Source organism: Lysinibacillus sphaericus, assembly GCF_015844675.1.
GTDB classification, from domain to species: domain Bacteria; phylum Bacillota; class Bacilli; order Bacillales_A; family Planococcaceae; genus Lysinibacillus; species Lysinibacillus sphaericus_E.
Genome location: NZ_LDGC01000029.1, coordinates 1 through 10,812 on the forward strand (window position 1 = coordinate 1; position 10,812 = coordinate 10,812).

General features: G+C 36.7%; 12 protein-coding genes and 1 riboswitch. Of the genes, 7 read left to right on the plus strand and 5 right to left on the minus strand.

Annotation, left to right across the window (positions count from 1 at the left end):
- Nucleotides 1-53: 53 nt before the first annotated feature.
- From tnpA to ABE34_RS09970, 3 genes are all read right to left on the minus strand, one after another.
- Nucleotides 54-530 (minus strand): IS200/IS605 family transposase, encoded by a 477-nt coding sequence (tnpA, locus tag ABE34_RS09960; protein ID WP_197141399.1) that lies wholly within the window; start codon nucleotides 528-530, stop codon nucleotides 54-56.
- A gap of 174 nt (nucleotides 531-704) precedes the next feature.
- Nucleotides 705-1,157: a TlpA family protein disulfide reductase gene (locus tag ABE34_RS09965; RefSeq protein ID WP_053483465.1), complete on the minus strand. Its 453-nt coding sequence runs from the start codon at nucleotides 1,155-1,157 to the stop codon at nucleotides 705-707.
- 460 nt (nucleotides 1,158-1,617) lie between these two features.
- Nucleotides 1,618-2,160, minus strand: a complete 543-nt coding sequence (locus ABE34_RS09970; protein ID WP_197142165.1) for a peroxiredoxin — start codon at nucleotides 2,158-2,160, stop codon at nucleotides 1,618-1,620.
- A gap of 406 nt (nucleotides 2,161-2,566) precedes the next feature.
- On the opposite strand from ABE34_RS09970, the gene ABE34_RS09975 reads away from it, so the two are divergent.
- From ABE34_RS09975 to thiW, 7 genes are all read left to right on the plus strand, one after another.
- Complete coding sequence (locus ABE34_RS09975) at nucleotides 2,567-3,109, plus strand: helix-turn-helix domain-containing protein (RefSeq protein WP_079559677.1); 543 nt, start codon at nucleotides 2,567-2,569, stop codon at nucleotides 3,107-3,109.
- Nucleotides 3,110-3,126: 17 nt separating this feature from the next.
- Nucleotides 3,127-4,233 (plus strand): ABC transporter ATP-binding protein, encoded by a 1,107-nt coding sequence (locus ABE34_RS09980; protein ID WP_197142167.1) that lies wholly within the window; start codon nucleotides 3,127-3,129, stop codon nucleotides 4,231-4,233.
- Nucleotides 4,223-5,035 (plus strand): ABC transporter permease, encoded by an 813-nt coding sequence (locus tag ABE34_RS09985; RefSeq protein ID WP_197142169.1) that lies wholly within the window; start codon nucleotides 4,223-4,225, stop codon nucleotides 5,033-5,035. Before ABE34_RS09980 ends, ABE34_RS09985 begins: the two co-directional genes overlap by 11 nt.
- The gene (locus ABE34_RS09990; protein ID WP_197142184.1) at nucleotides 5,032-5,829 is read left to right on the plus strand and encodes an ABC transporter permease; all 798 of its coding nucleotides are present in this window, start codon (nucleotides 5,032-5,034) and stop codon (nucleotides 5,827-5,829) included. Before ABE34_RS09985 ends, ABE34_RS09990 begins: the two co-directional genes overlap by 4 nt.
- Nucleotides 5,826-6,899 (plus strand): ABC transporter substrate-binding protein, encoded by a 1,074-nt coding sequence (locus tag ABE34_RS09995; protein WP_197142186.1) that lies wholly within the window; start codon nucleotides 5,826-5,828, stop codon nucleotides 6,897-6,899. Before ABE34_RS09990 ends, ABE34_RS09995 begins: the two co-directional genes overlap by 4 nt.
- A gap of 485 nt (nucleotides 6,900-7,384) precedes the next feature.
- A complete protein-coding gene (locus ABE34_RS10000) occupies nucleotides 7,385-8,581 on the plus strand; it encodes an MFS transporter (RefSeq protein WP_197142188.1) in 1,197 nt (398 codons plus the stop codon).
- A gap of 65 nt (nucleotides 8,582-8,646) precedes the next feature.
- Nucleotides 8,647-8,754, plus strand: a riboswitch (TPP riboswitch).
- Between the two features lie 102 nt (nucleotides 8,755-8,856).
- Nucleotides 8,857-9,357 carry an energy coupling factor transporter S component ThiW gene (gene thiW / locus ABE34_RS10005; protein ID WP_197142196.1) on the plus strand — a complete coding sequence of 167 codons (501 nt, stop codon included), beginning with the start codon at nucleotides 8,857-8,859 and terminating at the stop codon, nucleotides 9,355-9,357.
- Nucleotides 9,358-9,430: 73 nt separating this feature from the next.
- Here thiW and ABE34_RS10010 read toward each other — a convergent pair whose 3' ends face one another.
- Nucleotides 9,431-9,904 carry an EVE domain-containing protein gene (locus ABE34_RS10010; RefSeq protein ID WP_197142198.1) on the minus strand — a complete coding sequence of 158 codons (474 nt, stop codon included), beginning with the start codon at nucleotides 9,902-9,904 and terminating at the stop codon, nucleotides 9,431-9,433.
- 248 nt (nucleotides 9,905-10,152) lie between these two features.
- Entirely contained in the window at nucleotides 10,153-10,575 is a 423-nt protein-coding gene (locus ABE34_RS10015) for a MarR family winged helix-turn-helix transcriptional regulator (RefSeq protein WP_197142200.1), read from the minus strand.
- Nucleotides 10,576-10,812: the final 237 nt, after the last annotated feature.

A 10,812-nucleotide genomic window follows, 5' to 3' on the forward strand; every position in this document is an offset into this window, starting at 1 on the left:
TGAAAGGTCCGCCAACCGCACTCCGTTTTCACGCTACCACTAAAGTGGTTTTATTATCTTCGCTTTTTTGCTTTTATTTCTTCTCCTGTAAATGGATCAATGAATTCTTTCATGGTCATTTGATCCTCAAGAATATCCTCTTGTAATTGATTTTTTATATATTCCTGAATGATTTTTCTGTTTCTTCCTACTGTATCTACATAATATCCACGACACCAAAACTTCCTGTTTCCATATTTGTATTTCAGGTTCGCATGTCGATCAAATATCATTAAACTACTTTTCCCTTTCAAATAACCCACAAACGATGAAACACTTAATTTTGGTGGAATACTTACCAACATATGAATATGATCAGGACATGCTGTTGCTTCAATAATTTCTACGCCTTTTCTTTCACATAACTGGCGAAGAATTCTACCTACATCTACTTTGATTTGCCCATAAATTATCTGCCTTCTATATTTTGGCGCAAAGACGATGTGATACTTACAATTCCATGTTGTGTGTGCTAAACTTTTATTATCCATTTGGATCCCCTTTCGTACGAAGTCGGTTGACCAGACCTGAATTCATTGTACGACTGGGGTTTTTTTCTTGTCCATAGCTAGAAGCTCTTTAGAACCCCTCGCATAGCAAGGGGTTTTCAAAAGATACAAAAAAAAGAGACGAGGAATAAAATATCCCCGCCTCTTAATCTGCTATTATGCATTGCGCATTTCGTCTAAAACACGATTTACACGTTTTTCTAACATTTTCATACCGCTACCACCAGCTTGCATGTGACGAAGCTGACCATCTTTATCGAACACAAAATAAGCAGGTACGTATTGATTTTCAAATGCATCTGTTAGCTTTAATTCGCTATCCACAAAGATAGGTTGAACAATGTCATGCTCTGCCGCTACCGATTTGATTGTTTCTAAATTTGTATCTTCCTCAGAACGTGGCATATGCACAGCAATAACGTTTAACTCATCTTTGTATTGGTCACGGAAATTGTTCACATCCGGCATTGCCTCTTTACATAAATGACAGCTAACTGACCAGAAGTGGATTAACGTTGGTTTTTCACCTACTAAATCCGCTTTTGTTACTTCTCCATTTAACCAAGTCGTTGCGCCTACAAGTTCAGGCATTTGTTCACGAAGTTTCATAATACATTCTCCTTTTTTCCTCTTCTGGGATAATTATCAAAACGTGTGGTTGATGTCCGTTCCGGTTAGGCGCTTTCCTGGGGGCGTCAGGGCAACAGATGTTTTTTGCGCGAAAGCGTAGTGCTAACGCAGCGACAGCAGCAGGATGTTGGTCACGAAGGCGTTATCACAGGACGTGATGTTCTTAGCCTTCGTTCCCCTTCCGCTTCACTCGCGCTGCTCGCTGCAGGGTCTCATCTGTGACGCTGATCCCCGAGGAGTCGCCCAGCCTCCACTCCAATCAACTTATTTACATAGTAGACGTTTTAACAAAAGTCATCCAGAATTTTTGGTGATGAACCTTTTCCTCTATCAAGTTTAAAAAAATCCCCACAGCAAGTTTGTGGGGACTCTTTATTTTTGAATGATCAATTTCATCAGAGCTTGCAGTTGAAAGCCCTACATTGAAACCCTACTTAAATTATAGAGTTGCTTGACCTGGGCGCCAGTTTGCTGGGCAAAGACCACCAGTTTGTAAAGCTTGAAGTACACGTAAAGTTTCGTCTACATCACGGCCGATGTTGTTATCGAATACTGTTTGGTATTTTAATTCGCCTTCTGGGTTGATGATGAATAAGCCGCGTAGAGCGATACCTTCTTCTTCAATTAATACACCATATTCTTTTGAAACTTGGTGATTTGTATCTGCTGCTAATGGGTATTTTAACTCACCAAGACCATTTTTAGTGCGGTCAGTGTTAATCCAAGCTAAGTGAGTGTGGATTGTATCAGTTGAAACACCGATTACTTCTGCATCTAAGTCTTCGAATTCATCGTAACGATCGCTCATTGCAGTGATTTCTGTTGGACATACGAAAGTGAAGTCCATTGGATAGAAGAAAAGTACTGTCCATTTGTCTTGTGCTTTGATGTCTTCTAATGATACTTTGCCAAATGATTTATCTGCAAGTACCGCTTCCATTGTAAAATCAGGTGCTTGTTTACCTACCATGCGTTCTGCCATTATAAATCCCTCCGATTATATATGTAGTGTATATATTCCATTCGCACCAGCGAACTCGTCTTCTACGATAGCAGAGTAATCGTAGTTTTTCAAACAAGTAAACTTCACAAAAGTGCACGCATTTAATTATCTGACAAATTTTCGTCAAATCCCCAAATGGAATAGCTGCTACAGCCTATTTATTAGCTACTTTTAACAATTTTATTCTAGTTTAAACAAATTTTTTCTACACAACATTTATGTATAATTTCTAAAAATTTCATCTACTTTTTTTTCATTAAAAACGATTGCAAATTCTTTTTTATTATGTATAATTGTAATGGTTTTAGTAAACTAAAAGTTTCGTTAAAGTAAACTTCATATTTCAAAAGTTTATGATTGCTAAACTTCTTCTAGGAGGGAAAAGATGCAAATAGGAGCAAAAATCAAAGCGCTTCGTTTAAAAAAAGGTCTTACCCAAGAGGAACTTGGAGAACGTACAGATTTAAGTAAAGGGTATATTTCACAATTAGAACGTGATCTAAATTCACCTTCCATTGAAACATTATTTTCACTATTAGAAGTTTTAGGGTCAACACCTAAGGAATTTTTCGATGATGGAGCACCTGAACAAAAGGTTGTATATACAGAGGAAGATCAATCCACTTATACAGATGAAGAAAAAAAATATGAAATTCAGTGGTTGATTCCTACATCAAATGAAAAAGAAATGGAGCCCATTTTCTTAACACTTGCTGCTGATGGTGAATTTAAGCAGTTTGAACCCTCTCTTTCAGAAACATTTATTTATGTTGTCGAAGGGCGTATTCGTCTCGTTTTAGGAGATGAACAGTACATAGCGAGTGAAGGTAATGCTCTCTATTTTGAAGCGACAGATCATCATCAAATTTTTAATGCACATGCTGATGAAACAAAAATTTTACTTGTCGCAACGGATTCATATTTATAGCTTAAGGAGGCGCATCTATGACAACGAATTCGATTATCCGCTTTGAAAACGTTTCAAAGTCTTATAATGACGGCACGGTCGTCTTAAAAAACATTAACCTGGAGCTAGAAAAGGGAAAATTCTATACGCTACTAGGTCCGTCCGGTTGTGGTAAAACAACTATTTTACGTATGATTGCTGGATTCACAGAACCGACAACAGGAAATATCTATTTTCACGATAAAAAAATCAACTCAGTACCAGCCAATGAACGCCAAGTAAATACAGTTTTTCAGGATTATGCGTTATTTCCTCATTTAAACGTCTTTGAAAACGTCGCATTTGGGCTTCGTATAAAAAAGCTTCCTGAAAGTGAAATTAAAAACCGTGTTGGAGAAGCATTAAAATTCGTTAACTTAGCAGGCTATGGTAATCGTGAAATTTCTGAAATGTCTGGTGGTCAACGTCAACGTGTGGCAATTGCTCGTGCGATTGTGAACGATCCTGAAGTAATTTTACTTGATGAGCCTCTGTCAGCGTTAGATTTAAAGCTACGTACAGAAATGCAGTATGAGTTACGTGAGTTACAACAACGACTTGGGAAAACATTTGTCTTTGTCACACACGATCAAGAAGAAGCACTTGCCATGAGTGATGAAATCTTTGTTTTAAGCGAAGGTGAAATTCAACAATCTGGTACACCAGTAGATATTTATGATGAGCCAATTAACCGCTTCGTTGCTGATTTCATTGGTGAATCTAATATTGTTCCTGGCGTAATGATTGAAGATTTCAAAGTAGAATTTGCTAGTAAAGTTTTTGAATGTGTTGACCAAGGTATGAAGCCAAATGAAAAAATTGATATTGTCATTCGCCCAGAGGATTTAGAAATGACAACAATCGATAAAGGAAAACTTGTCGTTAAAGTCGATACTCAATTGTTCCGCGGGGTACATTATGAATTATCTACGTACGACAAAGATGGCAATGAATGGCTTGTGCATTCATTGAAAAAAGCTGAGGTAGGGACAGAAATTGGTTTAGACTTTGACCCAGAAGCAATTCACGTAATGCGCTTAAATGAAACAGAAGAAGAATTCGATAAACGTTTAGAGGCGTATGGGGACGACGAAGATGCAAACTAAGACTTCGAAATCAGCCTTATTTCCTTATGTTTTATGGATTGCACTTTTCGTTATCGCGCCCATTGCACTCGTTGTTTACTATTCCCTACTAGATATACATGGCAATTTCACGCTCGATAATTATAAAGCATTCTTTACTTCTGTCTATTTAAAAATGACATTAAGTTCATTTTGGTATGCGTTTTTAATTACATTCTTTACGTTACTTGTTTCATATCCAACAGCCTATTTTTTAACAAAAACAAAATATAAGCAGCTTTGGCTTTTACTAATTATTATTCCTTCTTGGATTAATCTATTGTTAAAAACATATGCCTTTATCGGGATTTTCGGCTTGTACGGCCCATTAAATGCATTTATCGAAGTATTTGGTTTTGATCCGAAGCAAATGCTATTCACTGATATTAGCTTTGTGTTCGTATCCGTTTATATTTTTATTCCATTTATGATTTTACCGATTTTCAACTCATTGGATCGTTTAAATCCGGCACTTATTTATGCAGCACGTGATTTAGGGGCATCTGCCTTTACTACGTTCCGTCGCGTTATTTTGCCGTTAACAATGGACGGTGTTAAATCAGGTATTCAAGTTGTATTTATTCCTGCATTATCACTCTTCATGATTACTCGTTTAATTGCAGGAAACCGTGTTATTACACTGGGTACAGCTATTGAACAACAATTCCTTGTCACTCAAAACTGGGGAATGGGTTCAACAATTGCTGTTTTCTTAATTTTATTTATGGTTATTATTATGTTAATTACGGGACAGAAAAAGGATAAAGGAGGTCGCGTACGATGAAAAAACTATCTGCTTCAGCAAGAGTATATTTAGCGATTGTTTTTATCGTTTTGTATGCACCTATCTTCTATTTAATTTTCTATTCGTTCAATAGTGGTGGAACGATGAATAGTTTTGAGTCCTTTACGTTAGAACATTATAAAGCTGTTTTTGAGGATTCACGTCTACTCGTCATTCTAATTAATACAGTCATCGTGGCATTACTCTCTGCATTAATTTCTACAATCATCGGAACACTAGGAGCTATTGGTATTGTTACTGTTAAAGATTCAAAAATGCGCAATACACTACTTTCTTTAAACAATGTGTTAATTGTTAGCCCGGATGTCATTATTGGTGCAAGCTTTTTAATTTTATTCACAATGATTGGTATTAAATTAGGCTTTGCTTCTGTGTTATTAGCACATGTAGCGTTCAGTGTTCCCATTGTTGTACTGATGGTTTTACCGAAACTATTAGAAATGAATAAATCCTTAATCGATGCTGCATTAGATTTAGGAGCAACGAAAAAAGATGTTATGATGCGTGTTATTTTACCGTATATCAAACCTGGTATTTTTGCGGGGTTCTTCCTTGCCTTAACGTATTCTCTAGATGACTTTGCGGTAACATTTTTCGTAACAGGTAACGGTTTCAGTACTTTATCTGTTGAAATTTATTCGATGGCACGTGCCGGTATTTCCTTAACGGTTAATGCTATTTCTGGTTTAGTATTCTTTGTAACGGTTATAGTCGTAGTTGGCTATTACTTCATCACGAGCCGTGCTAATAAAAGAACGGGGGGAACTCAATGAAGCAATTAATTCAAGCAACATTCGCAATACTTGTCGTTTCCGCCCTTTTATTCTATGCTGCTGACGCCCTAAGTGCGGGTGGTGGGAAAAGTGGTAAAGATACGTTAACAATCTTTAACTGGGGAGAATATATTGACCCTGATTTGCTGAAACAATTTGAAAAAGAAACAGGCATTCACGTGATCTATGAGACGTTTGATTCAAATGAAGCAATGATGACAAAAATTCAACAAGGTGGTACAGCTTACGATATTGCAGTACCTTCTGAATATATGATTGAAAAAATGAAGGAAGAAAACTTGCTTGTTCCTTTAGATAAAACGAAAATCCCTAATTTTAAAAATATCGATCCGTATTTCTTAGATTTACCATTTGATGACGACAATAAATATTCTGTTCCATATTTCTGGGGAACAGTCGGCGTTGTCTATAATCCAAAGCTCGTTGGAGATCTTGACTTCTCATCTTGGGAGGACTTATGGGATCCTTCATTAAAGCGTAAAGTCTTTTTAGTAGACGGTGCACGTGAAGTGATTGGTATGGGCTTAAACAGCCTTGGCTACTCTCTCAACTCTTTAAATAAAGAGGAGCTACGTTCGTCTACTGATAAACTAATCACATTGGCACCAAATGTAAAAGCCATTATCGGGGATGAAATTACACCGCTGATGGTTAATAATGAAGCGAGCGTGGCACTCACTTGGTCTGGTCAAGCAGCTGACATGTTGTCAGAAAATGAAGATTTAGACTTTGCTGTACCGACGGAAGGCTCAAACTTATGGTTTGACAATATGGTCATCCCAAAAACGTCAAAAAATATAGATGGTGCACATGCCTTCATTAATTTCATGCTAAAAGCTGAATCTGGTGCTAAAAACGCTGATTATGTAGGCTACTCTACTCCTAATATTGCAGCGATGAAGGGAATGGATAAGGAAGTTGTATCTGATAAACGATTCTACCCTTCTGAAGAACAACGTAAAACATTAGAAGTTTATAAAAACTTAGGCCCTGATTATTTGGGTAAATACAATGAGCTGTTTTTAGAATTTAAAATGAGTATTCGATAACATCCAAGCGCAAGAAATCAATTTTAGAATAGTTGATTTCTTGCGTTTTTTTTGATGTTATATATTTCTATAAAAAATATACTGTCAGGTGTCAATTCAGATGACCTTTCAGCAAAGCGAGAGGTTGATTTCCGTTCCGACTGGGCGCTTTCCTGGGGGCGTCCGATGAGCCGCTTCGCCTCGCTGCAGGGTCTCATCTGTGACGCTGATCCCCAAGGAGTCGCCCAGCCTCCACTCCAATCAACCACTTCACAAGAATGAATCTTTCTTACATACCACTCTAAATCATAGTAATAAAGCGAAGTGTCCTAGCCTCTTTTTTCGTTTAGCTAATAGTAGACTTCTATGGGGAAATTGGGTACAGGATTTGTTTTAATAATTAGAATCCCCATAAATAAGTCTCTTATTTCAGACTTATAGTCAATAGTAAACGTACAAGCCTTATGGTAGACTGTAATATATTTGAAAAAAGAAAGGGGTATTCGATGACCCAGCAGAAGTCTAATAAGGCGGCTTTGTTTATTTTAATGTTTAATATGTTTATTGCAATGGGGAGTATTGGAATTATTATTCCTGTCATGCCTGAGTATTTAAAACTATTTGGTGCTGCAGGACAAGTACTTGGCATGTTGATTGCAACGTTCGCCTTAGCACAATTCGTATTTTCTCCAATTGCTGGGAATCTTTCCGATCAATACGGTCGAAAAAATCTCATTATCTTCGGTCTTATCGTAACAGGACTTGCACAAATTGGTTTCGGGCTTTCGACAGATGTGTGGATGCTCTTCTTGGCACGCTTTTTAGGTGGCCTTGGTTCTGCATTTGTGGCACCTCCTATTATGGCTTTTGTGGCAGACGTCACAACGTATGAGGAACGAGGAAAAGGTATGGGTATGCTAGGAGCAGCAATGTCCTTTGGCTTTATGATTGGTCCAGGTATCGGTGGATTCCTTTCAAAAGTTAGTTTGCATTTCCCATTTTATACAGCTGGTTGTGCAGCGATTTTAGCAGCGATTTTATCGTACTTTTTATTGCCTGGTACAAAACCAAACACAGCACAAAAAGCGCAGAGGCAGGATAATCTTGCAAAGCAAATGGTGCGTTCAGTCAGAATGCCTTATTTTGTCATGCTAATTATCATGCTAGTATTCTCATTCGGGATTGCTAACTTCCAAACAACATTATCATTATTTGTGACGGATAAGTTTAATTACACACCTACTGATATCGCCATTATATTAGTTGTGGGCGGCGCATTTGGTGTTGTTGTTCAAATGTTTGTGATTACACCACTGTTTAATCGATTCGGTGAAATGAAAGTAGTTTTAGTCAATTTATTTATTGCATCCGTTTCAATATTCTTAATACTATTCGTATCTGGTTTTGCTCTTATTTTAGTGGTAGCGACAATCTTCTCTACAGCTACGACATTGATTCGTCCAGCAGTCAACACGTTGATTTCAAAGCTTGCTGAAAATGAACAGGGCTTTGCAGCTGGTCTGAACAATGCGTATATGAGTCTTGGTAATATGATTGGTCCAGCTTTAGCAGGTATTTTATTCGATTGGAATATGAACAGTCCTTATATTTTCGGGGCTATTATTTTAATGGCATGCTTCTTCCTTGCCCTTATTTGGACAATGAAAAAAGCACCTCACCTTATGCATCCTGATACAAACTAGCTGAAAAGTGATTGACTATTTTTAGTAGCATGCTACATACTTATGAGGAAAACTAACAATTAAATGTTTACCACTAGGGGAGTCTTTAAAAGGCTGAGACGTATATTGTCATATACGGACCCTTTGAACCTGATCTAGTTCACACTAGCGGAGGGAAGTGGCGACACTTGCTTTTTACTGTTTAAATGCAAGGCCGCTTCCTAATGTTTTTAGGGGGCGGCTTTTTTTGTGTGGTTTATCAGCGATTCACTAAATACTAAATAGGAGTGGAAATTATGTCAATTCGAAAATTAACAATCATGGCCTTATTAGTAGCAATTGCCGTAGCAGGCTCTACCTTTGTTTCAATACCAACGGGAATTGCGCGTGCCTACCCTGTACAACATGCTATTAATGTTATTGGCGCGATCATTCTTGGACCAGTACCTACTGTTATGGTCGCCTTTGTCACAGCTATTATTCGTATTTTAACAGGCACAGGCTCCTTATTAGCTATACCTGGCAGTGTCATTGGTGCTTTATGTGCAGCCCTTGCCTATAAATACAGCGGCAAACAATGGCTCGCAGGTGTCGGTGAAATGTTTGGGACAGGTATTATTGCCTCACTCATTGCAGTGCCCTACGCACATTTATTAATGGGAACTTCTGTAGCTGCTTTATTTTTCATGCCAGCCTTTTTAACTTCAAGTACTTTTGGTGCTATATTAGGCATTGTTGTTGCTAGCAATTTACGCAAAACAGTATTTGTAACTAACCTTAATACTCTTCATAAATAAAGATTTAGGCAAACTTAAAAACGTTATTTTCTTAATGGCGATTAAGAAAGTAACGTTTTTTGTCCAACCAAATTCACCCATACTTCAACGGTAATCCCATTTCATGAGCAATTAATAAAAAGTCTTTTTTGCTTATTTCAAAATGACCAAATCTGAATTTATAACCATATTTCGATTTATCTTCTACAAATTCTAAATAATCTAAGATCCTTTTTATCGGTACAGCTTTTGCCTCTTTATAAAAGTCTATATCTCTTCTAAAAGGGATAAAATTTTCCGCCATTTGGAACTCGTATATTCGCTCGTCCTTTACTCTTCCAATTGCGGTAAACGCTCTTACAGGTTCATTACCATCTAGACTTTTTTTGGGAGAATAATAAATGATCCAATCTCCTTTTTGCATTCGTTTCAAAGGTCTTTCTTTACCATGACATAACTGGCCGAATCCTCCCTCAACCCCTTTTTGTACATGATTAAGGGATACTACGCCAATCCAGTATTTCGTGTCTCTTTCAGGCGTGGAAAGAGAATTATTATTAGGATACATAGCTTCCGTCTCCTTTTATTTTGTGATCATTATAAATGATTTAATTTTTTCATTTTCAAGAATCAACCTGTATTTCTTTTTTTCCTTTAAAAATTTGACCTTTAAAATTTTCCAATTCCCCATGATCTGCATTACATGTCAGATAAGTCTTGTTCCTCTACTTGTGCTCTTTTAAATACTCCTTCATAACCTCTACTGCCTTCATATCTCAATTACTCTTTCTTTTTTTATTTATAAGGTTTTAATCGCTAAGAACGATTTTCATATACTTTTTTCATAATGCTTTTTAATTGCTCTTTTTCTTCCAATGAGAGTATATTTAATACTTCATTCTCAGAAATCGCAAGGGTCTTCATTAATTCTCCCGCCATATTTTTACCCTGTTCCGTAAGGCATATTAAATTTTCTCTTCTATTTTCTGAATTTTTCTCTCTATAAACATACTTTCTTTCTTCTAGACCATCGATAAAAAAGCGGACACTATTTTTATCTAACTTTAAAATCTGCCCTATTTGAATTTGGCTAAGTTTTTGGTCTTTTACAGCCATCATGATCCCGACTTCTCTAGATTTCATTTGAAATTTTTCGCTAATGTATTGCTCTAGATTTTCCTCTAAAGCCTCCGCTAATTTAAAACTTAGAAAACCAAATGAATTCATTATATTGGTCATTTTCGAACCTCCAAACATATAGTTCCTCAAAGTGATTGTAATATTTTATTACTATCATTTATTATTACATTTATATACATCGTTTACAAGGTAAATTTAACTAAATAGCTTACATCACCAGTTAAAGTGGATTTATTTAGAAGGTGGATGTCGATAAACATTAAAAGTTGGGTGATAAATCGCTAAAGTTTATCGATAAAATGTAAATGTTGGGCGATAAATTGCTAAAGTTTACCG

What these genes read in the sequence shown, in the direction of transcription:
- ABE34_RS10015 (WP_197142200.1), bottom strand. Translation starts at nt 10,575, where the DNA reads ATGACCAATATAATGAATTCATTTGGTTTTCTAAGTTTTAAATTAGCG.
- tnpA (WP_197141399.1), bottom strand. Translation starts at nt 530, where the DNA reads ATGGATAATAAAAGTTTAGCACACACAACATGGAATTGTAAGTATCAC.
- ABE34_RS10010 (WP_197142198.1), bottom strand. Translation starts at nt 9,904, where the DNA reads ATGTATCCTAATAATAATTCTCTTTCCACGCCTGAAAGAGACACGAAA.
- ABE34_RS09985 (WP_197142169.1), top strand. Translation starts at nt 4,223, where the DNA reads ATGCAAACTAAGACTTCGAAATCAGCCTTATTTCCTTATGTTTTATGG.
- ABE34_RS09975 (WP_079559677.1), top strand. Translation starts at nt 2,567, where the DNA reads ATGCAAATAGGAGCAAAAATCAAAGCGCTTCGTTTAAAAAAAGGTCTT.
- ABE34_RS10000 (WP_197142188.1), top strand. Translation starts at nt 7,385, where the DNA reads ATGACCCAGCAGAAGTCTAATAAGGCGGCTTTGTTTATTTTAATGTTT.
- thiW (WP_197142196.1), top strand. Translation starts at nt 8,857, where the DNA reads ATGTCAATTCGAAAATTAACAATCATGGCCTTATTAGTAGCAATTGCC.
- ABE34_RS09965 (WP_053483465.1), bottom strand. Translation starts at nt 1,157, where the DNA reads ATGAAACTTCGTGAACAAATGCCTGAACTTGTAGGCGCAACGACTTGG.
- ABE34_RS09970 (WP_197142165.1), bottom strand. Translation starts at nt 2,160, where the DNA reads ATGGCAGAACGCATGGTAGGTAAACAAGCACCTGATTTTACAATGGAA.
- ABE34_RS09980 (WP_197142167.1), top strand. Translation starts at nt 3,127, where the DNA reads ATGACAACGAATTCGATTATCCGCTTTGAAAACGTTTCAAAGTCTTAT.
- ABE34_RS09990 (WP_197142184.1), top strand. Translation starts at nt 5,032, where the DNA reads ATGAAAAAACTATCTGCTTCAGCAAGAGTATATTTAGCGATTGTTTTT.
- ABE34_RS09995 (WP_197142186.1), top strand. Translation starts at nt 5,826, where the DNA reads ATGAAGCAATTAATTCAAGCAACATTCGCAATACTTGTCGTTTCCGCC.